The sequence below is a fragment of the Ruegeria sp. N10 genome, assembly GCF_056531545.1.
The window spans coordinates 108,688-133,742 of record NZ_JBQFLY010000007.1; the positions used below are offsets into that span (position 1 = coordinate 108,688).

At 56.5% G+C, this 25,055-nt stretch carries 26 protein-coding genes; 17 read left to right on the top strand and 9 right to left on the bottom strand.

The window, feature by feature from the left end:
- Window positions 1–144 precede the first annotated feature (144 nt).
- The 6 genes from ACR0JI_RS11650 (at window position 145) to grxD (ending at window position 7,107) form a co-directional block, all read left to right on the top strand.
- Entirely contained in the window at window positions 145–1,053 is a 909-nt protein-coding gene (locus ACR0JI_RS11650) for a LysR family transcriptional regulator (protein WP_480472587.1), read from the top strand.
- Window positions 1,054–1,323: 270 nt separating this feature from the next.
- Entirely contained in the window at window positions 1,324–3,570 is a 2,247-nt protein-coding gene (locus ACR0JI_RS11655; RefSeq protein ID WP_480472585.1) for a mechanosensitive ion channel family protein, read from the top strand.
- Between the two features lie 180 nt (window positions 3,571–3,750).
- Window positions 3,751–5,910, top strand: coding sequence for a phosphoribosylformylglycinamidine synthase subunit PurL (gene purL, locus ACR0JI_RS11660; protein ID WP_480493260.1), 2,160 nt, complete (start codon window positions 3,751–3,753; stop codon window positions 5,908–5,910).
- A gap of 135 nt (window positions 5,911–6,045) precedes the next feature.
- Window positions 6,046–6,282: a BolA/IbaG family iron-sulfur metabolism protein gene (locus ACR0JI_RS11665; RefSeq protein ID WP_480472581.1), complete on the top strand. Its 237-nt coding sequence runs from the start codon at window positions 6,046–6,048 to the stop codon at window positions 6,280–6,282.
- Between the two features lie 185 nt (window positions 6,283–6,467).
- On the top strand, window positions 6,468–6,758 hold the full coding sequence (locus ACR0JI_RS11670; protein WP_480493261.1) for a hypothetical protein: 291 nt from the start codon (window positions 6,468–6,470) through the stop codon (window positions 6,756–6,758).
- The gene (gene grxD / locus ACR0JI_RS11675; RefSeq protein WP_480472577.1) at window positions 6,745–7,107 is read left to right on the top strand and encodes a Grx4 family monothiol glutaredoxin; all 363 of its coding nucleotides are present in this window, start codon (window positions 6,745–6,747) and stop codon (window positions 7,105–7,107) included. Before ACR0JI_RS11670 ends, grxD begins: the two co-directional genes overlap by 14 nt.
- Window positions 7,108–7,113: 6 nt before the next feature.
- On the opposite strand, the gene ACR0JI_RS11680 is transcribed toward grxD, so the two are convergent.
- The 3 genes from ACR0JI_RS11680 to ACR0JI_RS11690 are packed head-to-tail and all read right to left on the bottom strand — an operon-like array spanning window position 7,114 to window position 8,596.
- Entirely contained in the window at window positions 7,114–7,461 is a 348-nt protein-coding gene (locus ACR0JI_RS11680) for an MliC family protein (RefSeq protein WP_480472575.1), read from the bottom strand.
- Window positions 7,458–7,853: a cell division protein ZapA gene (locus ACR0JI_RS11685; RefSeq protein ID WP_480472573.1), complete on the bottom strand. Its 396-nt coding sequence runs from the start codon at window positions 7,851–7,853 to the stop codon at window positions 7,458–7,460. Before ACR0JI_RS11685 ends, ACR0JI_RS11680 begins: the two co-directional genes overlap by 4 nt.
- Window positions 7,853–8,596: a hypothetical protein gene (locus ACR0JI_RS11690; protein WP_480493263.1), complete on the bottom strand. Its 744-nt coding sequence runs from the start codon at window positions 8,594–8,596 to the stop codon at window positions 7,853–7,855. The genes ACR0JI_RS11685 and ACR0JI_RS11690 overlap by 1 nt, the downstream gene beginning before the upstream one ends.
- Before the next feature lie 236 nt (window positions 8,597–8,832).
- Here ACR0JI_RS11690 and tkt point away from each other — a divergent pair, with 236 nt between their 5' ends.
- Entirely contained in the window at window positions 8,833–10,857 is a 2,025-nt protein-coding gene (gene tkt / locus ACR0JI_RS11695) for a transketolase (protein WP_480493264.1), read from the top strand.
- Window positions 10,858–10,912: 55 nt separating this feature from the next.
- Here the strand turns inward: tkt and ACR0JI_RS11700 are convergent, their stop codons facing one another.
- A complete protein-coding gene (locus ACR0JI_RS11700) occupies window positions 10,913–11,875 on the bottom strand; it encodes a DUF808 domain-containing protein (protein WP_480472567.1) in 963 nt (320 codons plus the stop codon).
- 181 nt (window positions 11,876–12,056) lie between these two features.
- Here ACR0JI_RS11700 and gap (ACR0JI_RS11705) point away from each other — a divergent pair, with 181 nt between their 5' ends.
- From gap (ACR0JI_RS11705) to gap (ACR0JI_RS11715), 3 genes are all read left to right on the top strand, one after another.
- Window positions 12,057–13,058: a type I glyceraldehyde-3-phosphate dehydrogenase gene (gene gap, locus ACR0JI_RS11705; protein ID WP_480493266.1), complete on the top strand. Its 1,002-nt coding sequence runs from the start codon at window positions 12,057–12,059 to the stop codon at window positions 13,056–13,058.
- 71 nt (window positions 13,059–13,129) lie between these two features.
- Window positions 13,130–13,273, top strand: a complete 144-nt coding sequence (locus ACR0JI_RS11710; protein ID WP_480493268.1) for a hypothetical protein — start codon at window positions 13,130–13,132, stop codon at window positions 13,271–13,273.
- A gap of 82 nt (window positions 13,274–13,355) precedes the next feature.
- Window positions 13,356–14,360: a type I glyceraldehyde-3-phosphate dehydrogenase gene (gap, locus tag ACR0JI_RS11715; RefSeq protein WP_480493270.1), complete on the top strand. Its 1,005-nt coding sequence runs from the start codon at window positions 13,356–13,358 to the stop codon at window positions 14,358–14,360.
- Here the strand turns inward: gap (ACR0JI_RS11715) and coaD are convergent.
- The 3 genes from coaD to ACR0JI_RS11730 form a co-directional block, all read right to left on the bottom strand.
- Window positions 14,352–14,843 (bottom strand): pantetheine-phosphate adenylyltransferase, encoded by a 492-nt coding sequence (gene coaD / locus ACR0JI_RS11720; RefSeq protein WP_480493272.1) that lies wholly within the window; start codon window positions 14,841–14,843, stop codon window positions 14,352–14,354. The genes gap (ACR0JI_RS11715) and coaD overlap by 9 nt on opposite strands.
- An 85-nt stretch (window positions 14,844–14,928) precedes the next feature.
- Window positions 14,929–15,366, bottom strand: a complete 438-nt coding sequence (locus ACR0JI_RS11725; RefSeq protein WP_480472559.1) for a CBS domain-containing protein — start codon at window positions 15,364–15,366, stop codon at window positions 14,929–14,931.
- A gap of 60 nt (window positions 15,367–15,426) precedes the next feature.
- A complete protein-coding gene (locus ACR0JI_RS11730) occupies window positions 15,427–16,308 on the bottom strand; it encodes a LysR family transcriptional regulator (protein ID WP_480476727.1) in 882 nt (293 codons plus the stop codon).
- A gap of 125 nt (window positions 16,309–16,433) precedes the next feature.
- On the opposite strand from ACR0JI_RS11730, the gene ACR0JI_RS11735 reads away from it, so the two are divergent.
- Together ACR0JI_RS11735 and ACR0JI_RS11740 are read left to right on the top strand one after the other, a co-directional pair.
- A complete protein-coding gene (locus ACR0JI_RS11735) occupies window positions 16,434–17,933 on the top strand; it encodes a CoA-acylating methylmalonate-semialdehyde dehydrogenase (protein WP_209596112.1) in 1,500 nt (499 codons plus the stop codon).
- Between the two features lie 239 nt (window positions 17,934–18,172).
- Entirely contained in the window at window positions 18,173–18,718 is a 546-nt protein-coding gene (locus tag ACR0JI_RS11740; protein ID WP_480472557.1) for a L,D-transpeptidase, read from the top strand.
- A 68-nt stretch (window positions 18,719–18,786) separates the two neighbouring features.
- Here the strand turns inward: ACR0JI_RS11740 and ACR0JI_RS11745 are convergent, their stop codons facing one another.
- Both ACR0JI_RS11745 and ACR0JI_RS11750 read right to left on the bottom strand, forming a co-directional pair.
- Entirely contained in the window at window positions 18,787–19,263 is a 477-nt protein-coding gene (locus ACR0JI_RS11745; protein ID WP_480472555.1) for a fasciclin domain-containing protein, read from the bottom strand.
- Between the two features lie 71 nt (window positions 19,264–19,334).
- A complete protein-coding gene (locus tag ACR0JI_RS11750; protein ID WP_480472553.1) occupies window positions 19,335–20,186 on the bottom strand; it encodes a class I SAM-dependent methyltransferase in 852 nt (283 codons plus the stop codon).
- Between the two features lie 137 nt (window positions 20,187–20,323).
- Between ACR0JI_RS11750 and ACR0JI_RS11755 the strand changes: the two genes are divergently transcribed.
- The 5 genes from ACR0JI_RS11755 (at window position 20,324) to ACR0JI_RS11775 (ending at window position 25,047) form a co-directional block, all read left to right on the top strand.
- Window positions 20,324–21,439 carry a carboxylate-amine ligase gene (locus tag ACR0JI_RS11755; protein WP_480472551.1) on the top strand — a complete coding sequence of 372 codons (1,116 nt, stop codon included), beginning with the start codon at window positions 20,324–20,326 and terminating at the stop codon, window positions 21,437–21,439.
- Window positions 21,440–21,549: 110 nt separating this feature from the next.
- Complete coding sequence (locus ACR0JI_RS11760) at window positions 21,550–22,692, top strand: acyl-CoA dehydrogenase family protein (protein WP_480493274.1); 1,143 nt, start codon at window positions 21,550–21,552, stop codon at window positions 22,690–22,692.
- A 7-nt stretch (window positions 22,693–22,699) separates the two neighbouring features.
- Window positions 22,700–23,740 carry a 3-hydroxyisobutyryl-CoA hydrolase gene (locus ACR0JI_RS11765; protein ID WP_480493276.1) on the top strand — a complete coding sequence of 347 codons (1,041 nt, stop codon included), beginning with the start codon at window positions 22,700–22,702 and terminating at the stop codon, window positions 23,738–23,740.
- A gap of 3 nt (window positions 23,741–23,743) precedes the next feature.
- Window positions 23,744–24,616 carry a 3-hydroxyisobutyrate dehydrogenase gene (gene mmsB / locus ACR0JI_RS11770; RefSeq protein ID WP_480493278.1) on the top strand — a complete coding sequence of 291 codons (873 nt, stop codon included), beginning with the start codon at window positions 23,744–23,746 and terminating at the stop codon, window positions 24,614–24,616.
- 107 nt (window positions 24,617–24,723) lie between these two features.
- Window positions 24,724–25,047 (top strand): hypothetical protein, encoded by a 324-nt coding sequence (locus ACR0JI_RS11775; protein ID WP_480472543.1) that lies wholly within the window; start codon window positions 24,724–24,726, stop codon window positions 25,045–25,047.
- Window positions 25,048–25,055 lie beyond the last annotated feature (8 nt).

Consider the following 25,055-nt stretch of genomic DNA (forward strand, 5'->3'; position numbering starts at 1 on the left):
TGTGCATGTACTCAGCGCATTTTAGGTCATAATTTCTGACCTGTATAGGTTTTATGCACTGAACCGTAACGATTTCGGCCTTTGATTGTAGAACTTGTTACCTGTTTCATATAGGCGTTCGAAAAGATAACGAAAGTTGCGGCGATGGATTGGGACAAGCTTAGAATATTTCACGCGGTGGCCGATGCGGGCAGCCTCACACATGCCGGGGACAAGCTCAATTTGTCTCAATCCGCAGTGAGCAGACAGATCCGCGCGCTGGAAGAGTCATTGGATGCCACCCTTTTTCACCGTCACGCCCGGGGGTTGATTCTCACCGAGCAGGGTGAACTGTTGTTCGACGCCACATCCGCCATGTCAAAACGGCTGGACGCAGCAGCCGCGCGCATTCGCGACAGCGAGGAAGAGGTTTTTGGCGTTCTTCGGGTCACGACGACCTTTGGATTTGGCACGCTTTGGCTCGCCCCGCGCCTGCCCAAGCTTTATGAACAATTCCCTGATCTCAACATCGACCTGATGCTGGAAGAACGTGTTCTGGACCTCCCCATGCGAGAAGCGGATGTCGCCATTCGCATGAAGGAACCCAGTCAGGCAGATCTGGTGCGCAAACGCCTGATGACGGTTCAGATGGCGCTTTACGCTACGCAAAACTATATCGAAGCCCATGGTGGAATGCTGAAATCACTGGAGGATATCCAAAATCACCGGCTGATCTGTCAGACACCCGCGGCACCCCAAGTAGGTGCCAGTGCGGCCATGGTACGCCATCTTATGACCTACAATCCTGCTTCGCTGTTGACGGTGAACAACTACTTTGGCGTTCTTCAAGGTGTGTTGCACAATCTCGGGATTGGGGTTCTGCCAGATTACGTCACACAGGATTTCCCGCATCTTGTGCCGGTTCTGTCGGATATCGAAACCGCTGACGTGCCGGTGTATCTGGCCTATCCCGAAGAACTTCGACATTCAAAACGTGTCGGGGCGTTCCGTGACTTTGTGCAGGACGAGATTATCGCACAGCGCAAACAGCTGAAAAAGATGGGGAAACTATAGCTATGCACACACAGCATAGCGGGCATGAGGTCATTTCAGGGTTAATTTCCTTGAACGTTCACAAACTGACCCCTAAATGAGCACTCGAAGACGGTGATGCTGAAACGCTCATCATCTTCATACCTCCCTGTTGGACTATGGCCGAGCTTATTGCTCGGCCTTTTTTTTGCTCAAGGTGTTGCATCAAGTCAGCGAAAGCTCTGGGAAAAATACACGCATAAGCATATGATCCCAAAAAAACGAAACAATTTCGTGTTCGAGGGAAAATCCATGTTCCACCCATTCCGCCTTGTGTTGGCGATTGTCTCCGCTCTATTTTTGGCGGTTCCGCTATATGCGCAAGACACCGGCTCAACATCCACAGTGACCATTCCAGACGATTTGACGCCTGAACAGGTCGACGGTCTTGTTGCCCGCATGTCAGATGATCAGGTGCGCGCAATTCTTTTGGAACGCCTAGATGCGGTTGCCGAAAAACAGGCTGCCGAGAAGGCGAACGTGGAAGACCCGCTAACCGAAATAAGCGAAATATGGGCCGAGATGGTGTCGTCCTGGACACACGTTCTGACCACGCTTCCAAATATCGTCACAGCACAGATAACTGCGTTTGGCAATTTCAGCGACACGTTTGGAACGAACGGTGTCTTTACCCTGTTTGGGCTTATTCTTTCTGTGTTGATTGCTGGTTTAATAGCCGAGAAGCTGTTCATTTTCCTGACCCGTCGCTGGCATGAAGCGACCGAAGTTGGGGAGGAGGCTGATCTCAAGGGAGCTGTCAGTTATCTGTTCCGCAGGTTCTGTCGCGAAATTGCCGGGCTGATCGTGTTCTATGTCGTCATTCGCGCGATTGGTCGCGGGATTCTGACACCCGAACAGATCACCTATGCCGGTCCGTTTGTGTTCTATCTGATCTGGATCCCGCGCCTGGGGGCTGCGGCCTCACGTTTTGTTCTGGCACCGGAGAAGCCCAAATATCGGTTGGTGAGTATTGACGATCATTGGGCAAAGTATCTGCATCGCAATCTGATCGGGCTGTTGATCCTGATCGGGTTCACGCTGTTTGTTGTGCGCTTCAACGCTCTTAATGGCGTGACAGGCGACGATACACGCATTGGCTTCTGGCTGAACGCGGCAACCCATGTCTATATCGCTATCATCGCATGGACCGCGCGCGAAGGGCTGTCTCAGATGATGCTGGGAACAGATCCGGATCACACGAAATTCGATGAAGAAGTTGCGCATTATTATCCCTACTTCGCCATTGGCGTTTCGGTGACAATCTGGCTGCTGGTCGAATTCCTGGTCGCGCAACGCGATCCATCGACGCTGAGATTGTTGGGTCGTGGTGCGCATTTCACAACAATGTTCTGGTTGCTGATTGCCCCTGCTCTCGACACGTTGATCCGCGGGCTGGTACGCCATTTGCAGCCGCCGATGTCTGGCGAAGGCCCGCTGGCCGAACGCGCTCATCGCGCGGCCAAGCGCAGCTACATCCGGATTGGGCGGGTCATTGCCGGGCTGATCATTGTCTTCATGATCGCCCGCACCTGGCATCTTGACCTACGCAATGTCGCCTCGGCCGGTGTCAGTGCCGAAGTTGGCGGCGCTGTCATTGAATTCCTTCTGATCATCGCAGTCGGCTACATCCTGAACGAGGTCGTCTCACTATGGATCAACCGCAGGCTGGCCAAAGAGCAGACCGCGGCTGAAGCGGTCGACGAGGAAGCAAGCGGTGAAGGCGGCGGTGCCGGGGGCTCTCGTCTGGCGACGGTTCTGCCGCTGATGCGGATTACGGCCCAGATCACCATCTCGGTTATCTTCGGTCTGCTGGCCCTGGGTGCGCTGGGTATCAACATCACACCGCTTCTGGCCGGTGCCGGTGTTCTGGGTCTGGCCATCGGCTTTGGTGCTCAGAAACTGGTGGCGGATATCGTCGGTGGTGTTTTCTTCCTGATCGATGATGCCTTCCGCGTCGGCGAATATGTCGATGTGGGCGGAACCACAGGAACGGTCGAAAAAATCTCGATCCGTTCAATGCAACTGCGCCATCACAGGGGGCCTGTGCACACAATCCCTTATGGTGAAATCCAGAAGCTTACGAATTATAGCCGTGACTGGGTGATCATGAAGCTGAAATTCACCGTGCCCTTCGATACCGACCCGAACAAGGTCAAGAAAATCTTCAAGAAGATCGGGGCCGAGATGATGGAGGACGAAACCCACAAAGAAGGCTTTCTGCAACCGTTCAAATCTCAGGGCGTGTTCGACTTCGACGATGTCGGCATGATCATTCGCGGTAAATTCATGGCAAAGCCCGGCAAGCAGTTCACCTTGCGCAAGGAGATCTTTAACAAGGTCAAGGCCGAGTTCAAGGCCAACGGCATTGACTTTGCCCGCCGCGAGGTGCGCGTTGCAATTCCCGGGCTGGAAGAGGTCGAGCATCTGACGCCCGAACAGAAGACTGCTGTTGGCGCCGCAGCTGCTGCCGAGGTCAACAAGGACAAGGGATCGGCGTAATCTTCGCGGTTTACGTCCGCGATTTGCAGCAGGACTGCTGTGCGGTTTATCGGAACCGGCCGTGATGCCGGTTCCGTTTTTCTTTGAAAGACGCGACCTGCGCCGTCTTGACCCTTTCCACACGCGCGCGCTTGCCCTACAAGGCGCGCAATCTCGGCCCACTTGGACACAGGACAGAAGATGCAAGAGCCCGCTATCACACCCGATCTGATTGCAGCACATGGGCTCAAGCCCGAGGAATATGACATGATCCTCGAGATCATCGGGCGTGAACCGACCTTTACCGAGCTTGGTATTTTCTCGGCGATGTGGAACGAACATTGTTCTTACAAGTCGTCGAAGAAATGGTTGCGCACTCTTCCAACCTCGGGGCCTCAGGTCATTTGCGGCCCGGGCGAGAATGCCGGTGTCGTGGATATCGGCGACGGTCAGGCCGTGGTTTTCAAGATGGAAAGCCACAATCACCCGTCCTACATCGAACCCTACCAAGGTGCGGCAACGGGTGTCGGCGGCATCCTTCGGGACGTGTTCACCATGGGCGCGCGCCCAATCGCTTCGATGAACGCGCTGTCCTTCGGTGAACCCGGCCACCACAAAACCCGCCAGCTGGTCAACGGCGTGGTTGAAGGTATTGGCGGCTATGGCAACTGTTTCGGTGTTCCCTGCGTTGGGGGCGAGGTCCGCTTTCACCCCGCTTACAACGGCAATTGCCTTGTGAACGCCTTTGCCGCCGGTTTGGCCGACAGTGACAAGATCTTCTACTCTGCCGCGTCGGGCGTGGGCATGCCGGTGGTCTATCTTGGTGCAAAAACTGGTCGCGACGGTGTTGGTGGCGCAACGATGGCCTCGGCCGAATTTGACGACACCATCGAGGAAAAACGCCCCACTGTTCAGGTGGGTGATCCCTTCACCGAAAAGCGCCTGATGGAAGCAACACTGGAGCTGATGCAGACCGGCGCCGTGATCTCGATTCAAGACATGGGTGCTGCGGGCCTGACCTGTTCCGCCGTTGAGATGGGCGACAAGGGTGGTCTGGGCGTGCGCCTGGATCTGGAAAACGTCCCCCAGCGCGAAGAGAATATGACAGCCTATGAGATGATGCTGTCCGAATCTCAGGAACGCATGCTGATGGTTCTCAAGCCCGAGCTTGAGGCCGAAGCCCGCGCCGTGTTCGAGAAATGGGACCTGGACTTTGCCATCGTCGGTGAAACGATTGCCGAGGATCGCTTCCTGATCATGCATAACGGTGAGGTCAAGGCCGATCTCGTCCTGTCCAAACTGTCTTCGACCGCGCCCGAATATGATCGCCCTTGGGTGCCGACGCCCGAAGCCGAAGACCTTGCCGAAGTGCCTCAGATCGACCCGATTGACGGCCTGCGTGCCCTGCTGTCGTCGCCCAACTACGCGGGCAAGCAGTGGGTTTATGAGCAGTACGACACGATGGTGATGGCGGATACAAACCGGACACCGGGCCTGGGTGCGGGTATGGTGCGTGTTCACGGCACCGACAAGGTGCTGGCGTTCACCTCTGACGTGACCCCGCGCTACGTCCGCGCCAACCCGGTTGAAGGCGGCAAACAGGCGGTGGCCGAAGCCTACCGTAACCTGACGGCTGTTGGGGCGAAACCGTTGGCTACCACCGACAACCTGAACTTCGGCAACCCGGAAAAGCCCGAAATCATGGGCCAGTTTGTTGGCGCCGTTCAGGGCATCGGCGCCGCAGTCGGCGCGCTGGATATGCCGATCGTGTCCGGCAACGTGTCGCTGTATAATGAAACCGACGGTCAGGCGATCCTGCCCACCCCAACAATCGGCGCTGTTGGGCTGCTGAACCACAGCGATGAAATCATCGGCAACGAGGTGCGCGAGGGTCACGTGGCTTTGGTGATCGGCGAAACCAAAGGCCATCTGGGTCAGTCAGCCCTTTTGGCCGAAGTCTTCAACCGAGAAGATGGCGACGCGCCGCATGTGAATCTGGACGCTGAAAAACGCAACGGTGATTTCATTCGCGCCAATCGTGGAATGATCAAGGCCTGCACAGACCTGAGTGATGGCGGCCTTGCGCTGGCGGCCTTCGAACTTGCCGAGGCAGCCGGAGTTGGCGTGTGTCTGGATGATGCACCGACGGAGTTTCTGTTCGGGGAAGATCAGGCGCGGTATCTGGTCGCTTGCAACTTTGATCAGGCCGAGGCGTTGATGATCGCGGCGGGTCAGGCAGGTGTACCGCTGGTCTCGGTAGGTCGGTTTACTGGCGATACCGTCAGGATCGGCGGCTCGGAGGCCTCGTTAGAAGACCTGACGGCCGTTTTCCGCAACAGCTTTGCCGACGCCGTCGCCTGATCAGGCTGTTTAAATATCGCTCGAAACCTGCGCCCTGAATAAGCGCAGGTTTCGTCGTTTTGGCACATTCATGTGCCCTTGCGCGCCAGGTTCAAGCGCTCTACATCTTTGGAAAGACCTTCAGGAGTTACCTACATGCCGATGAGCGCCCATCAAATAGAACACCTGCTGCGAGAAGCCTTTCCTGATGCGGTCATTCAGGTTGGCGGCAACGACGGTGTTCATATGTCCGCCATGGTGGTGGACGAAAGCTTTCGCGGCAAAAACCGAGTTCAACAACAGCGCGCCGTCTATGCGGCCCTGAAGGGCAAGATGGATGGCCCGGATGGAGAGCTGCACGCACTGGCATTGACCACGAAAGTGCCTGAATAGCAGACGAACCGATAGGATGGGCTCTACTGAGACTAACCTTTCTGTTCTTAGACGTTATCAGCTCCTTGGCGATCCTGTTTTGTGATCTACCGAAGCTACTGAAATATGGGCCCAGATATTGGCGCGTCACAAGGAATATGAGACGGCGAAAACTCACACAGCGCAAAGGTTGAGAGTGCCCAATTATGAATGGCTTGTTGTTCTGGATAGGTTTATTTGCAGCATTGATAGTTGCCGCCGCGCTGATCGAAGCCTATGTCAAACGCAACCGAAAAAGAAAACTGTCCGATATGCGTCCGGATCCGGGTGAACTCAGCAAAATGGGCGGCCTTGAGAGATATGGGCTTGATCCGGTGAAAATGGCGCAGGCTGAACACCGGCAGCTTGAAACGGAAGGATGGGCACTCAGTTTGCCCAGTGATGGAACAATCCCCGCAGATGCGGATGAAAAGGGAAAACAAGATGACCGACGTTAAGACCCGGATCGACGAAACCGTCAAAGCCAACGATGTGGTGCTGTATATGAAAGGCACCAAGGAAATGCCGCAATGCGGGTTCTCCTCGCGCGTGGCTGGCGTGCTGAACTATATGGGCGTCGAATACACGGATGTGAACGTTCTGGCCGACGAAGAAGTGCGTCAGGGGATCAAGGATTATTCCGACTGGCCAACTGTGCCCCAGCTTTATGTCAAAGGCGAGTTTGTTGGCGGTTGCGATATCATCACCGAGATGACCTTGTCGGGTGAACTGGATGCGTTGTTCGACGAAAATAATGTCGGCTACAACAAGGAAGCAGCCGACAAAATCCGCGAAGCAAACGCGTAATCCGGCCTACCGGCTGGAACAACCCCGATAGATCTCCTGCTCATTGGCGGCGCCCGCCGCCAAATAGCTAACCGACGCGTCCCACCCTTTCGAGCGCAGGATGTAGGTTCCACTTTCACCAAAGGATTCGTAGCGGATACCTGAACCGCTTTCGACCTGACGCATAACAACCAGAGAATTGTCCACCAAGGTTGCCGCGGCCCCTGTACTATCCGGTGCGTTGAAATAGGTAACAGGCAGCGGTATTCCGTTTTCGCAGGTGAAGGTGACAGACAGAATATCGATTTCGGCCAGTGCCGTTGTTGCGGGCATGACCAGCGCCGCAACACAGATGAATTTGCGCAGGACCTTCATCGTGCCTTTTTCTCCTCAACTACTGCGGCCAGCGCTTCGGCTCGTGCGGCCAGTTCGGCCAGCGTATCTGTAACAGATGGCGGAACCACAGCCACTTCGATGCGCTCAGGTTCGGGCGCCGGGGCGCTTCGCAGCGCCTGAAGCTCGGCTTCGGCTTCGGCCAGTTTCCCTTCGAGCGATTTGACCTTGTCCTCTGTTGCCGCAGTCTTGTCGGCCAGCATCAAGCCGGCCATCAGCAACATGCGGGATTCCGGCATACGACCGATCTGATCGGACAGCACCTGTGCCTCGTCGTCCAACACTTTGGCGGCAGCGTGCAGAAAGGGCTCTTCCCCGTCCCGGCAGGATACCTCAAAACCGCGCCCGCCGATATGAATGGTCACTTCGGGCATCACTCTACCTCACCTTCAACAAGTTTCGCCTGCGACAGCAAAGGTTCCAACCTTGCAAGAACTGCCTGCGCTTCGGCGGCGTCTGACGCCTGTGCTGCGCGCGTTGCTTCCAGTTCCGCGACGGTGGCCCGGTTCAGCAGCTCGGCATCTGCGACACCTTCGGCGGCGGCGGCGCGCAATTCCTCTATCGCAGTGCGCAACTGCTCGTTTGCCTTGCGCATCCGTTGCAGATCGTCGTCCAGTCGCGACATTGCAGCGCCGTGACTGGTCCGTTCAGCGCGCAGCATCTCAAGCTCGGCGCTCAGGTCGTCGACGCGGACTGTATCTGACAGTTCGTCCTTTAGACGGCTGTTTTCCGCTTTCAGCGCCTCCAGCTCGGTGCTGTTGTCCAATGCGGCCTTGGCTTCGGCCAATTCAGCGCGCGCGGCTTCGACCGTCGCGATTTTCGCACGGGCTTCTTCCAGCTCGGATCGCAGAGCGTCTGTTTCGGCTGTATTGGCCGGAGCGGTTCGCAACTCCTCAAGATCGGCTCTCAGCCCATCCACTTCCTGTTCGTGCTGTTCCTTTAGGGTTCTCAGACGTTCCTGAAGCTGCGCGTTCGCAACTTTTTCATCTTCAAGCGCTGCCTGGAGGCCGTCATCCGGCCGGGCATCCACGGACGCGCCGCCCAATGCGTCGACGCCCGCTCCGATACGGTCCATCGCCGCAATAATGCGGTGCTGTAATTCCTCAAGTTGGCTCATGCCCCTGTCACCTCTTTATCAAGGTTCATTCTGTTGCGAAGCGATCCGAATCAAAATCGAATCCCGCCTGCCGCCAGTCTAACGGAATGCGACAGAAAATACCCACTGTTTGCTTTCAACCACTTGGACCACGCAGTTCACGCAATCCAAGCGGATAAACCCCGGTTCTGCTTGCACTTTGAGTGCTGAGTGGTATTGAGCCCGCAATCTGCTTTTTATCCAAAGGAACAACGCCCGTGGACCTGACTGCGCTGCGCAATGCCAACCCCGAACACTGGGACAAAGCTGCGGCCATCCGCACATTGACCCTTGATGCCGTCGCCGCTGCAAACTCCGGACATTCCGGTATGCCCATGGGCATGGCGGATGTCGCGACTGTCCTGTTCGAAAAGCATCTGAAGTTTGACGCCTCGGCCCCGAACTGGCCGGATCGTGACCGCTTCATCCTGTCCGCAGGCCATGGTTCGATGCTAGTCTATTCGTTGCTGTACCTCACCGGATATGCAGATGTAACGCTGGAGGAGATCAAGAATTTCCGCCAGCTGGGCGCAAAAACCGCAGGCCACCCAGAAAACTTTCTGGTCGCCGGTGTTGAAACCACGACCGGACCGCTGGGTCAGGGTATCTCGAACGCCGTGGGCTTTGCGATGGCCGAGGAAATCCAGCGCGCACATTATGGCAAGAAGGTTGTTGACCACTATACCTATGTCATCGCGGGCGACGGCTGCATTATGGAAGGCGTAAGCCAGGAGGCAATCACCCTGGCCGGTCGTCACGAGCTGAGCAAGCTGATCGTCTTCTGGGACAACAACAACATCACCATCGACGGCACCGTCGACATCGCCGACCGCACCGATCAGGTTCGCCGCTTTGCGGCCTCGGGCTGGCATGTGATTGAAATCGACGGTCATGACCCCAAGGCCATCGACGCGGCCATCGTTCAGGCGAAGAAGTCGAACAAGCCGACAATGATCGCGTGTAAAACCCACATTGCTCTGGGCCACGCGGCGCAGGACACGTCAAAGGGGCACGGTGCGCTGACCGATGCGGATCAGCTGAAGGCCGCCAAGAAGGCTTATGGCTGGGCGCATGACGCGTTTGACGTGCCTGCCAGTGTCAAATCCGCATGGGAAGCTATCGGTGCGCGTGGCGCTGCCGAGCGTTCGGAATGGGAAGAGCGTTTCGCACAACTGTCCGAGCGTAAGCAGGCTGAGTTCACCCGCGCATATGCATTCGAGGCCCCCAAGCGTCTGGCCGGAGCCATTCGCGCCTTCAAAAAGCAGATGTCCGAAGACCAGCCGAAACTGGCCACCCGTTCGTCGTCGGAGAAGGTCCTGAACGTTGTAAACCCGATCATGACCGAAACCGTTGGCGGTTCGGCGGACCTGACCGGGTCAAATAACACAAAATCGGCCGATATGGGCGTGTTCCTTCCGGAAAACCGCAAGGGTCGCTATATCCATTATGGTATCCGTGAACACGGCATGGCGGCGGCGATGAACGGCATGGCGCTGCATGGTGGTATCCGCCCCTATGGCGGTACATTCATGGCCTTCACCGATTATGCCCGCCCGTCCATGCGTCTGGCGGCGCTGATGAAGATCCCTTCGGTTTTCGTGATGACCCATGACTCGATCGGTCTGGGCGAAGACGGCCCGACCCACCAGCCTGTCGAGCATCTGGCGATCTCGCGTGCAACCCCCAACACTTTTGTCTTCCGCCCGGCTGACACCATTGAAACGGCCGAGGCATGGGAACTGGCGCTGACCTTCAAGGACAGCCCCTCGGTCCTGTCGCTGACCCGTCAGGGTGTTCCAACGGTACGTACCGAGCACAAGACCAAGAACCTGACCGCACAAGGTGCTTACGTTCTGGCCGAAGCAGAAGGTAAGCGTCAGGCAATCCTGATCGCCACAGGTTCCGAAGTGTCGCTGGCCATGGAAGCCAAAGCGATGCTCGAGGCCGAGGGCATCGGCACCCGCGTCGTCTCGATGCCCTGCATGGAGCTGTTCGCACAGCAGGACGAAGCCTACCGCAAGCGCGTCCTTCCGGCGGGTCCGGTCCGCGTTGGTATCGAAGCCGCGGTTCGCGCTGGTGGCTGGGATCGTTGGTTGCTGGGTGAACGTGGCCGCGAAGCCAAAGCCGGGTTCATCGGCATGTCCAGCTTTGGTGCCTCGGCCCCTGCGGGAGAACTGTACAAGCATTTCGGCATCACCGCCGAAGCGACCGTCGCAAAGGTCAAGGAATTGTTGGGGCTGTAAATCAGTCCCACCTGATCGAGCAAAGGGCGGCCTTGGCCGCCCTTTTCATTTGGGTTCAATGTGTTTTAGTATTCTTTGAAAGCAACGGGGCAACCAGCTTGGTTGCCAACGGGATCAGAACAAACCCCCATGCCAAGCCAAAAACACCGTCCATGGTTGCTTTGGCGATCCACTCGACAACATTCGTCCATTCCTCAGAAACCGTATGCCCAATAGCATAGGCCCAGTCATGGATGTGATGCGCCAGCCAGCCAAAGCCAAGAACTTCCAACCCGTGGATGACGATCGAGCCCCCCACCCACAGCATCGCCGCTGTTCCGACAATGGACAGTGTTTTCATCACCCCGGGCATTGCCTTGACCAACCCTCGGCCCAGACCGCGACCGATAGGTGTCGGCGCGTTCTGCGCCAGATAAAGCCCAACATCATCCATTTTCACGATCAGAGCCACCGACCCATAGACGGCCACCGTCACGCCGATCCCCACAACGGCCAGCGTCGCGGCCTGCATCCATAGGTTCGGGGCTTCGATCGCCGCCAGTGCAATGGTCATAATCTCGGCAGACAGAATAAAATCGGTCTTGATTGCGCCCTTGACCTTCTGCTCTTCCAGATGGCCCGGGTCCCGGTTTTTCATATCCTCTTCAATTACATGGCTACCATGAGGAAACAGGACGTGAAAAATCTTCTCGGCGCCTTCAAAACACAAATATGATCCACCCAGCATCAACAGTGGGGTGATCAGCCACGGGGCGAAATTGGCCAGCAACAAGGCCACCGGCAACAGGAGTATGATTTTGTTGAAAACCGAACCGCGCGCGATACGCCAGATGATCGGCAATTCGCGCGCCGGGGCAAAGCCCTGAACGTATTTTGGTGTTACCGCAGCGTCGTCAATGATTACGCCTGCAGTCTTGGCCCCTGCCTTGCCTGCCGCTGCCACGACATCATCCACCGATGTCGCCGCGACCTTGGCGATCCCGGCCACATCGTCCAACAAGGCCAAAAGACCACTCATCGCGTTTCCTTTCCCGTTCGCTGCCGCATCCGGACCCTACCTGATCCAACGGCTAGCGCAAGCGTTAGCGCAACCGTCGCAGGTTTGCGCTAACACCTTAAAAATATGCCGTTTTTGCCCTTTTGAGATTCCCATTTCGCCGCTATATGGCCCTCAACGCAAGCGCATCAGGAGACGTCACATGACCATCAAGGTCGGTATCAATGGTTTTGGCCGTATTGGCCGCTGCACCCTGTCGCACATCGCCGCGTCGGGGCGTAACGACATCGAAGTGATCAAAGTCAACGCAACCGGCCCATTGGAAACCTCTGCGCATCTGCTGAAATATGACAGCGTTCATGGGCGTTTCCCGCGCGAAGTTTCAATCGAAGGCAACACGATGGATCTGGGTCGTGGCCCAATGCAGATGTTTTCGACCTACGATATGAACGAACTGGACTGGGACGGCTGTGACGTCGTTCTGGAGTGCACCGGTAAATTCAATGATGGCACCAAGGCCAAAACACATCTGGATCGCGGTGCGGGCAAGGTGCTGCTGTCCGCCCCCGGCAAAAATGTGAACAAGACCATCGTTTTTGGTGTGAACCACAACACCCTGACCGCAAATGACAACATGGTGTCGAACGGCTCTTGCACAACAAACTGCCTGGCCCCGCTGGCCAAGGTGCTGGACGAGGGTGTCGGCATTGAACATGGCATCATGACCACCATTCACGCCTATACCGGAGACCAGCCCACGCTGGACCGTCGCCACAGCGACCTCTATCGCGCCCGCGCTGCCGCAATGTCGATGATCCCGACCTCAACCGGTGCTGCCAAAGCTTTGGGTGAAGTTCTGCCAAACCTGAAAGGCCGTCTGGACGGGTCTGCCATCCGGGTTCCTACCCCGAATGTTTCTGCAGTTGACCTGACCTTCCGCGCGTCGCGTGACACCTCGGTGACCGAAATCAACGCTATCGTCGAAGAAGCAGCCAAAGGCCCGATGCAGCGTGTTCTGGGATATGAGCCCGCGCCTCTGGTATCAACCGATTTCAACCACACCGAAGAAAGCTCGATCTTCGCACCCGACCAGACCCGCGTCGTCAATGATCGCTTGGTGCGCGTGCTGGCCTGGTATGACAACGAGTGGGGCTTTTCGGTTCGCATGGCAGACGTAGCCGTCGCCATGGGCCGCCTTAACTGACCCTTCGGACTTCGCTTGTACGTTGGTGCCCGCTCAGGTTATCTGAGCGGGCATTTTCATTCGGAACCGACATGAACAATCAAATTGCTATGTGGCTTGGCGTCCTATTGCTTGGGGGCATGATGCTGGACGTGGCCTTGTATGGTACCGAGCACATGTTGTTCCTCGGTAAGAAGCTTTACGACTTTCTGGACTGGCTCGCTTTTTGGCGATGACAGAGGTTTTTCTTGACATTTCTCTTGATCTGTAATTGTTAGCGCTAACTCATATAACTGAGATATTTGTACGGAGCGAACCATGACCCTGAAACTAGCGATCAACGGATTTGGACGGATCGGGCGCGGGGTTCTGCGCGCGGTGATGGAAAGCGGACGTACAGACGTTGAGATCGTCGCGATCAACGACTTGGGCAAACCCAACATGAACGCGCATCTATTCGAGTTTGACAGTGTTCATGGCCGTTATCCCAACCCTGTCACGCTTACAGACGCCGGCATGGATGTGGGGCGCGGCCCGATCCGCCTGAGTAGTGAGCGTAATCCCGAAGACCTGCCTTGGTCTGATATCGACGTTGTTCTGGAATGCACCGGGGTTTTCCGCACCCGCGAAGCAGCGGAACGTCACTTCAAGAACGGATCGCGGAAAGTCCTGATCTCAGCCCCTGCACGGGGTGACGGCGGTGTGAAAACCATCGTCTTTGGTGTCAACGATAACGAACTGACCGCCGACGATCTGATCGTATCGAACGCATCCTGCACCACGAATTGTCTTTCTCCGGTTGCCGCAGCTTTGGACGCTGGTCTTGGCATCAAACATGGCAACATGACCACCGTTCACGCCTATACCGCCAGCCAGCCGGTGCATGACACGGTTGGAAAAGACCCCTACCTGTCGCGCGCCGCAGCCCTGTCGATGATCCCCACCACAACCGGTGCCGCCGCCGCCGTGGGGCTGGTACTGCCGCAACTCAAGGGCAAATTGACCGGTCAGGCCATCCGGGTACCCACCCCGAACGTTTCGGTCGTTGATCTGGTTGCCGAGGTTTCGCGCCCAACGACCGAAGATGAGGTCAATCAACTTTTCATTGACGCCGCAGCAAAGATCCCTGGTGTTCTGGCGGCGGAAAGCCGTCCTCTGGTCTCGGTCGATTTCAACCACGACTCGCACAGCTCGACGGTGTCACTGGCAGAAACCAAAGTCACCGACGGCACGCTGGTTCGCGTACTGGCCTGGTATGACAACGAATGGGGCTTTTCGAACCGGATGCTGGATACGGCCGCCTCGATGGGTGCCCTAGCCTAACCGCTCGCGCAGTGCGGCATTGACACTGGGCGTGACAAACTTTGACACGTCCCCGTTCAAGCGGGCAATTTCTTTCACCAGTTTTGAAGCAATCGCCTGATGGCGTGCTTCGGCCATCAAAAAGACAGTCTCGATCGAGTCGTCCAGTGCGCGGTTCATACCAACCATCTGGAATTCATACTCGAAATCCGCGACAGCGCGCAAACCGCGTACAATGATCTGCGCACCGACATCCCTTGCGCAATCGATCAAGAGATTTTCGAAGGGATGAGCGATGATTTCCGTGCCGGTTTGTTCGGTCAGTTCGGCGCATTCGGCCTCGATCATGGCGACGCGCTCTTCCAGCGAGAACAACGGGCCTTTGTCCCGGTTGATGGCGACGCCAATGACCAGTTTATCCACCAATGCCGCCGCCCGGCGAATGATATCGATGTGCCCTATGGTGATAGGGTCAAATGTTCCCGGATACAAACCAACCCGCATCGCGCCCTCCTGCGCAACAAAATTTCTGCGCAAGCAAACACAACTTTGCTGCAGGTGCAAGTGATTGCTTTGGCACCCCTTGCTGTTAGTGCCCCATTATCATGCCTTCCAGAGCGTCTTTTTCCATCGCCAGTTCGGCCAGTTGGGCCTTTACCACGTCACCAAGTGTGACGATGCCGATCAGTTTACCGTCTTCGACAACCGGCATATGGCGAAAGCGCCCTTCTGTCATGCGGGCCATGATATCCTGAACTGAGGCCTGACGCGTCGTCGTGATCAGATCCTGCGTCATGTAGGATTTTACAGGCTGGTCGAGACAGCCGCTACCGCTGGCGGCAAGCTCGCGGACGATGTCGCGTTCAGACAGAATTCCAATAGCGGTTTCTCCGCCATCGTCCGAAATAACAACCGTCCCGATCCGCTTTTCCGCAAGAATTTTCGAGGCTTCTGAAACTGTCGCCGTTGGCGCCACCGTTACAACGCCGTTTGTCGCTTTGGACGTCAGGATAGCCTGTACCAACATGAAGAATTCCTCCGGAATAATAACACTTATTCCAAAGCGTTGCGCGATTGTGGCGACCTGTCAAGCACCGGCATCTGCTTCCAATCGAAGCACTTCCTCGCGAATGCCGCGCGTTAGGGCATCGGCAAAGCGGTTCAGCCGTTCATTGCGCTGATCTCCTTCATGCCGGACCAGATAGAAACTTCGTGTCAGACTCACTTGATCCGTCAGGATTTTCCGTAGCCCCGGATGGAACGGCAACGTAAAGTCATGTGCCACGCAAACGCCTGTTCCCAAACTGACCTGCCGCAATTGCACCGAGACCGAGTTCGATGCAAGCGCGACACGGTCAACCCCAATATCGTTCAGGTAATCCAGTTCGCGGTCAAAGATCATGTCAGGGATGTAACCGATCAACCGGTGCCCCTTGAGGTCAGCGACCGAGTGGATTGGTTCGTGACGTTTCAAATATTCATCGGTCGCGACCATGTGCAGTTTGTAGTCACTGACTTTCTTGACCAAAAGCTGCCCTGCGGTTGGCGCGCTGACGGTCACGGCCATATCGGCCTCGCGACGGGACAGGTTGATAACCCTCGGCAGAGCCAGAATCTGAATATCCAGTTCCGGATTTGAATCACTGATCCTGGCGCAGACCTGGGGCAACAGGTAATTTGCGCTGCCATCTGGCGCGCCGATCCGGATTTGCCCGCTGAGTGATTTCGTGGATCCTGCCACGGCTCCGGCCGCTGCGCGCATCGCCTCTTCGGCATGCAACCCATGCTCCAACAGGCGCTGCCCTGCCGGTGTCAGGACATAGCCCTGCTGCGACTTGGTGAACAACGCAGAATCCAGCGTCGTTTCCAATCGCGCAACACGTCGCCCCACGGTGGCGGGGTCGATTTTCAGGATACGACCAGCGGAGGAAAGACTTTCCTCGCGCGCCACGGCCAGAAAGATCCGCATATCGTCCCAGTTTGGAGTCACACCGCTTCCTTTTGCATTTTTGCAAAACTCTTTTGAGACATTGCCTCTGTTCGCGGGATTTCTGCAAGCCTATTGTGCGCATAAATCTATCGGAGGAGTTATTGATGCAAGATCTGACCCATTTCCTGAACGGCGAAATGGTCGCCGGTACATCCGGTCGTTTCGACAACGTCTACAACCCGGCAACGGGCGAGGTTCAATACAAGTGCCCGATGGCAAGTGCTGCGGAAACCACGGCGGCGATTGAGGCCGCAGCCGCTGCCCAGCCGGAATGGGGCGCAACCAACCCTCAGAAACGTGCACGTGTCATGATGGCAATGGTCGGCCTGATGAACCGCGACATGGACAAACTGGCCGAGGCACTAAGCCGCGAGCACGGCAAAACCATCCCCGATGCCAAGGGCGACTTGCAGCGTGGTCTGGAAGTGATCGAATACTGCATCGGTGCACCGCAGATGCTGAAGGGTGAGTTTACAGACAGCGCAGGCCCCGGCATCGACATGTATTCCATGCGCCAACCACTAGGTGTCGTGGGGTCGATCATGCCCTTCAACTTCCCTGCGATGATGCCCCTGTGGCATGTCGGTCCTGCACTGGCCTGCGGTAACGCCGTTGTTCTGAAACCTTCCGAGCGTGACCCCTCGGTTCCGCTGATGCTGGCCGAACTGTTTGTCGAAGCCGGTCTGCCCAAAGGCGTGTTCCAGGTCGTGAATGGCGACAAAGAGGCCGTTGATACGATCCTCGACAGCGAGATCATTCAGGGCGTCAGCTTTGTGGGGTCTACCCCGATCGCGCAGTATATCTATAGCCGCGCCACAGCAAACGGCAAACGCGCGCAGTGTTTTGGTGGTGCCAAGAACCACATGATCGTCATGCCGGACGCCGATCTGGATCAGGCCGCCGACGCGCTGGTCGGTGCCGGGTTTGGCGCAGCTGGCGAACGCTGCATGGCAATCTCTGTTGCGGTTCCCGTTGGTGAAGAAACCGCGGACAAGCTGATCGAAAAGCTGATCCCACGCGTCGAAAAGCTGAAAGTAGGCCCCTACACCGCTGGTGACGATGTCGACATGGGCCCTGTTGTAACCGCCGCCGCGAAAGAACGTATCCTTGGCCTGATCAATTCGGGTGTCGAGCAAGGCGCAAAGTTGGTTGTCGATAACCGCGACTTCAGCCTGCAAGGTTATGAGGACGGTTTCTTTGTCGGCCCGCACCTGTTTGACCATGTCACTCCGGACATGGACATCTACAAACAAGAGATCTTTGGCCCGGTTCTGTCGACCGTCCGTGCTGGTTCCTACGAAGAGGCGATTGGCCTGGCGATGGACCACGAATACGGCAACGGCACAGCGATCTTTACCCGCGACGGTGACACAGCGCGCGACTTTGCAAGCCGGATCAATATCGGCATGGTGGGCATCAACGTTCCGATCCCCGTTCCGCTGGCTTATCACACTTTTGGTGGTTGGAAAAAATCCATGTTTGGTGATCTGAACCAGCATGGCCCGGACAGCTTCAAGTTCTACACCCGCACTAAAACAGTGACCGCACGTTGGCCGTCCGGCATCAAGGAAGGTGGCGAGTTCAACTTCAAAGCCATGGACTGATTTCAGCCTGCACGACCATGGAACCCGGCCCCATTCAGGGCCGGGTTTTCGCATCTTTCCGCCGACCAGCGTTCATATTCCCCACGCTCACAAGAAATTCAGGTGCGTCGCTCTGGAAAATTGCGTCCAATGGAAATATCTTGCCGCCAAATACACAGCGAGCAGTGAACTTACCGGAGGCAACCTTGTCCCAATCCCGAATAACCCGTCGTTCCGCCCTACTGGGCGTTGCATCTCTGATGGCGACCCCCGCCCTTGTTCGGGCACAAAGCACTGATGCTTTCCCGCAAACCGAAGACGCGATCAGCACACAGTTGCCGGTACGGCGCAATGTGTCGTCCTTCTCGCAGCAAAACTGGCAGGACCATTTTGATGAGCTGGGCGTAGGCTGCCTGTTGGCCGACATTACCAGCCGCGCGGTTCACTATTGGGCGCCGGATGGCACCTATAAGCTGTACCCCAGCTCTGTGCCCATGAGCGAAGAGCTTACAAAACGCGGCTACACAAAAGTTGTGCGCAAGACCGAGTTTCCAAGCTGGACACCGACTGCCTCGATGCGCGAGCGTGACCCCAACCTGCCTATTCGGATGGAAGGTGGCGATCCAGGCAACCCGCTGGGAACGCGCGCCATGTATCTGGACTGGCCTGCTTATCTCGTCCACGGCACGCACGACACGCGCAAGATCGGTCGTCAGAGCTCGTCAGGATGCATTGGCCTGTACAACCAGCATGTCGAAGAACTGTATCCGCTGGTTAAGGTCGGCACACAGGTTCGTTTGATCTAATCTACCAGCTCAGAAAAGCAAAAGCCCCGGTCATACGCCGGGGCTTTGATCTCTTTAGGAACAGAGCGTCATTCCGGCAGGATAACAGCGTCGACCACGTGGATCACGCCATTGCTGGCTTCAATGTCTGCCTGTATGACCTTGGCGTCATTCACTTTGACGCCGTTTTTGGCATTCACGCTAAGCCGATCACCCTGAACAGTCAGAACCTTGGCGCGCTTGCCAGCAATGTCGCCGGACATCACTTTGGCTGGTACTACATGGTATGTCAGGATCGATACGAGTTGATCCTTGTTCTCCGGCAACAACAACGTTTCCACCGTGCCTTCGGGTAGTGCGGCAAAGGCTTCGTCTGTCGGGGCAAAGACGGTGAATGGACCTTTTCCTTTCAAGGTATCTACCAAACCTGCGGCTTGAACTGCGGCCACCAACGTGTTGAACGATCCGGCTGCTACAGCGGTATCAACGATATCTGCAGCCTGCGCTTTGAGCGGCATGGCAAATGCAAATGCGGCGACGGCACCCATAAAAGTACGACGAAACATGGCTGTCTTCTCCTCTCCAGCTTGTTATGGAAAGGGATACGGGGCTTTCGTCACGCCGGATCAGTCTGAGATCATTTTTCTTTTAGCTGCACCCAGATGCTTTGCGCGCGCCCTTCAGCCAAAAAGGGCAAATCGGCGACGGCATCGAGTCGATCCTGTTGCAGGTAATATCCCGGCCAAAGCATTGAATACGCGCCAGATTGCAGCAAAGCGTGCAGCATGTATTGCTCACCCCAACCCGGGCAGTCATAGAAGAACCGCTTGGGGTATTCGTAGGGCAGAAAAACATCGTGCACATGGATCACCACTCCGGGCTTCAGTGTTGGAATGATGCGGCAAAAAAGATGAGCGACGTCGTTGCTCATCCGCACGACGTGGCTGGAATCAATAAACAGGATGTCGCCGGCTTCCAGCTCTGAAAACAGCGCCGGATCGGCCTCCTCCAGCCGTTTTTGTTCGAACCGATCAACAACATGGACAATGTCAGCGCGGGGATACGGATCGATGGCCGTAATTGTGGTGTTAAACCCGCCATCGATGACCGCCTGCCGGGTTACTCGGGTCGAGTTACCGCATCCAACCTCGATCACCCGCCGGGGCTGAAAGCGGCGGATCATCAGATACAAGGCATCCGCGTCCGGGCTGTCGTAATAGCCGTTTCCGGTACGATAGCCAGTCTGATTGCGCTCTGGATCCTTTAGCGCCTCTAGCGCATTCTTGTGCATGGCGTATTCACTGGCCAGCTGCGAAATATCAAACCCATCCATCCCCGGGGACAAAGCATAGACGGGGCGCGTCAGACCTCCGGCAGCCTCAAAAGCTTCCAACCGTGTGCGCTCATCCTGTTCGGTGACCTTGTCGACCAGTTTCACACCCAGCTCATCCAGGGCGGCGTTGATCTGCGGGAATTTTCTGGGTTTCAAGTCGCTGGCTCCGTAGTCTTTGCTGCGATGTTCCTTACCTTTGCTAGTCGTTCCTCTGCAAGGACAAGCCGGGCAAACCCTTGGCAAAAAGAAAATTTCCGTATTCACTGATCGAAATAACTACCGCGAGGGCCGCCATGCAGCAGGAATTCACGATCGGGATCGAAGAAGAATACCTTCTTGTAGACCGCGACAGCCTCCAATTGTCCGAAGCCCCCGAAGCGCTGATGGAAGCCTGTCAGAATGATTTCGAAGGTCAGGTCAGCCCCGAATTCCTGCAATGCCAGATTGAAGTCGGCACCCGCCCGCATGCAACCGTTGCTTCGGCGCGCGAGGACCTGAAACGCCTGCGGTCCTGTGTATCAGAACGGGCAGCGGATTATAATCTGTCGCCAATTGCCGTGTCGTGCCACCCTTTCGCAAACTGGAAGGATCAGCATCACACCCGCAAAGAACGCTATGATGCGCTGCAACATGCGCTGGGGGGCGTGGCCCGCCGGATGCTGATCTGCGGAATGCATGTTCATGTCGGGGTTGAAAGCCAAGCATTGCGTTCTGATCTGATGCCGCAATTGTCTTACTTCCTGCCTCATCTTCTGGCGTTGTCCACGTCCTCGCCTTTCTGGAATGGCGAGGATACGGGCCTGTCTTCGTACCGCCTGACTGTCTTTGACAATTTGCCGCGCACTGGTCTGCCGCCGGTCTTTGCAAGCTGGGGCGAATATGAACGCACGACAGGTATTTTGATTGAACTGGGGGTCATTGAAGATACCACTAAGATCTGGTGGGACCTGCGCCCCTCGCATCGCTTTCCAACGCTTGAAACGCGGATTATGGATGTCCAGCCAAGGTTGGAGCACACGCTTTCACTTGCCGCCCTTATTCAGGCGTTGACCAGAATGTTGTGCCGCTTGAAAGATCGCAACTTGCGCTGGCGGCAATATGATCGCTTTCTTATAGGTGAAAACCGCTGGCGCGCGCAGCGATATGGTGTGGGCGAAGGATTGATCGACTTCGGCGATCGCTCGATCAAACCCATGTCCGACCTGATCGGTGATCTGATGGGATTGCTGGCCGAAGATGCCGAGGCACTGGGCACAATGTCGGAACTGGCCCGCCTGCGGCAGATTGCCGAAAACGGCACCTCGGCCACACGCCAGCGCCGCGTTCACGCCGAAGCTGCCGCACGAGGGGAAGATCCCGGCAAGGCCGTCGTACGCCACCTGATCGAAGAGTTCCATGCGGATCTTTAGGCACTAACGACAACAGCCCCGTGCCCAGAGCCATTGTTGAACCTGCAAAATTTCTGTAAGAATTCAGAAATAAACAACTGTTCAATTCATTGCCGATGGGAGGGAGCGCCATGGATTTCGCACTCAGCGAGGAACAAACAGCCATTTTCGATATGGCACATGCCTTTGGGCAGGAACACATCGCCCCTTTTGCCCGGCAATGGGAGGCTGATGGAACGATCCCCAAAACCTTGTGGCCCCAAATCGGAGAGCTTGGCTTCGGTGCCCTTTACGTGTCAGAGGCTAGCGGTGGGTCAAACCTGACCCGTCTGGATGCAACCCTGGTTTTTGAGGCCTTATCGATGGCCTGCCCATCGGTCGCAGCCTTCCTGTCGATCCATAACATGTGCGCCAAGATGCTCGACAATTTTGCCGACGATGACCTCAAGGCGCGCATTATGCCCGATGTTCTGAGCTTGAAAACTGTGCTGAGTTATTGCTTGACCGAGCCCGGCTCTGGATCGGATGCGGCGGCGCTGAAAACACGTGCCGAACGAACCAATGAAGGCTATACGCTGAACGGAACAAAAGCCTTCATTTCAGGCGGCGGATATTCCGACGCTTACGTCTGCATGGTGCGTACCGGTCAGGATGGACCCAAAGGGATATCGACCGTTTACGTTGAAGACGGCACGCCCGGACTCAGCTTCGGCGCGCTCGAGCAGAAGATGGGCTGGAAAAGCCAACCCACCGCGCAAGTTCAGTTCGACGATTGCAAGATACCGGCCGGAAACCTTGTGGGCACGGAAGGAGACGGGTTCAAATATGCGATGATGGGGCTGGATGGCGGGCGGCTTAACATTTCGGCCTGTTCCCTTGGGGCCGCTCAGGCGGGGCTGGACATGACGCTGCAATACATGTCTGAACGTAAGGCTTTTGGCCAATCCATCGACCAGTTTCAGGCCCTTCAGTTCCGTCTGGCGGATATGGAGATCGAATTGCAGGCCGCGCGTACGTTCCTTCGGCAGGCAGCCTGGAAGCTGGATCAGGGCGCATCCGATGCCACGAAGTTCTGCGCTATGGCCAAGAAATTCGTCACTGAGACCGGATCGAAAGTGGTGGATCAGTGCCTGCAATTGCATGGTGGTTATGGCTACCTTGCTGATTACGGCATCGAAAAGCTTGTGCGTGATCTTCGTGTGCACCAGATATTGGAAGGCACGAATGAGATCATGCGTGTGATCGTATCGCGCCAGTTGCTTGCCAATCGCTGAGGCATCCATGTCAGATATCGATATCCGCACCACAGGCCGTGCCGGGCGTATCACCCTGACCCGTCCTCATGCGCTGAACGCGATGACCTATGACATGTGCATGGCCATCGACACAGCGCTGCGCAACTGGCGCGAGGACGATGAGATTGACCTGATCATCCTGGACGCCGAAGGGGAAAAAGCCTTCTGCTCGGGCGGTGATATTGCTGAACTTTATGAAACCGGCACCAAGGGCGATTTCTCTTACGGTCAGAAATTCTGGCGTGACGAATACCGTCTGAATGCCCTGATCTTCGAATATCCAAAGCCGGTCATCAGCTTTCTTCAGGGGTTCGCGATGGGCGGCGGTGTTGGCATCGGATGCCATGGCAGCCATCGCGTTGTAGGTGAAAGTGCAAAGATAGCCATGCCAGAATGCTCCATCGGACTGGTGCCGGATGTCGGCGGCTCTTTGATGCTGGCCCTTGCACCCGGACGCACGGGTGAGTTTCTGGGGACAACGGGCTATCGGATGGGGCCTGCGGATGCGATCTATGCAGGGTTTGCCGATCTTTTCATCCCACAATCACAATGGTCCGATCTGATCGAGCTGCTCGAAGCCTCTGGAAACGCTGAACTATTGGCTGACCATGCTGATACACCGCCTGTTGGTGAATTGGCGAACTTGCAGGCCCAGATCGATCAGCATTTTTCCGGTGAAACCCTTGGCGACGTTCTGAACAGTCTGCACAGCGACGACAGTGAGTTTTCGGAAAAAACTCTGGGCATACTGAGGAAGAACGCGCCGCTTTCCGTGGCCTGCACGATCGAGATTCTTCACCGCCGGCGCACCCCTTCTCTGACCATACGCCGAGCTCTGGAGATGGAGTATCGTTTCACCTACCGCGCGATGGAGCATGGAGATTTTCTGGAAGGTATCCGCGCGCAGATCATCGACAAGGATCGCAATCCGAACTGGCAGTTTCCTGACATGAACGTCCCTCTGGTTGCCGTGTCGAAAATGCTTCAGCCCCTGGGTGCGGACGCCCTGACTTTCGAAGAGGATTAAGAGATGCAAATCGGTTTCATCGGACTGGGAAACATGGGCGCGCCAATGGCGGCCAATCTGGCAAAAGCCGGTCATAAGGTACTTGGCTTTGACACAGCGGGCGTGACGGTTGACGGAGTTACTCCGGCCGAAACCGCTTCGGAAGCCGTCGCAGCGGCCGATGCTGTCATCACGATGCTGCCAAACGGTGCGATTCTGAGGGCCGTTGCCGATCAAATCATTCCCGCAATGGCACAAGGTGCCGTGTTAATCGATTGCTCGACGGTTGATGTGGAAAGCGCGCGGGCAGTTGCGGATCAGGCCATCAACGCCGGACTGTTGTCCGTAGACGCGCCGGTTTCAGGCGGCATCGGTGGTGCTGCGGCTGGCACGCTGACCTTCATGGCTGGCGGATCAGAGGCCGCGTTTGCCAAGGCATCTCCCCTGTTCGACATCATGGGGCAGAAAGCTGTTCACTGTGGTGAGGCCGGTGCCGGCCAGGCCGCCAAAATCTGCAATAACATGATCCTTGGTGTCACCATGATCGCAACCTGTGAAGCCTTCGCCCTAGCCGACAAGCTTGGTCTGGACCGGCAGAAGATGTTTGACGTGGTAAGTACGTCGTCCGGATACAGTTGGACGATGAACGCCTATTGCCCTGCCCCCGGTGTCGGTCCGCAAAGCCCGGCGGACAATGGGTACGCCCCCGGTTTCGCGGCCGAGCTTATGTTGAAGGACCTGCGCCTGAGCCAGCAGGCGGCAGAGAGTGCAGATGCAGATACACCGATGGGTCAGGTTGCCACCGCGCTTTATGAGCAATTTGTCGAGAATGAAGATGGCAAGGGACGCGATTTCAGTGCCATGCTGCCACGGTTCGAAAAGCGCGGGCGTGAATAAGACAACTGGCGGCATCTTGCCCAACGATTTGACAGATGTTGGGCAAGCGACCATCTAGGCAGTCATGAACAAAAGGCCCGGCTGGCCAAATCGCAAAGGACGGCGACATGACGAGATTTTTGGTGACGACGGCAACTCTGACGGCTTTGGCCCTTTCCCCGGTTGCCGCGGTTGCAAAGAATAAGGCCGGTCATTGCCCTCCGGGTCTGGCCAAGAAATCCGTTCCCTGCGTGCCGCCTGGTCAGGCAAAGAAAATCTATCGCGATGGTGACTTCATTACCAACGACTACCGTTGGATCAATGACCCCTATCGCTATGGGTTGAACCGAAACTACTCATATGTCCGTGCGGGTGATTACGTGTACCGGGTCGACCCCGAGACACGCAAAGTCCTGAACCTGATCGGCGCGATCGCAGATATCCTGAACTGAGGCCGCGT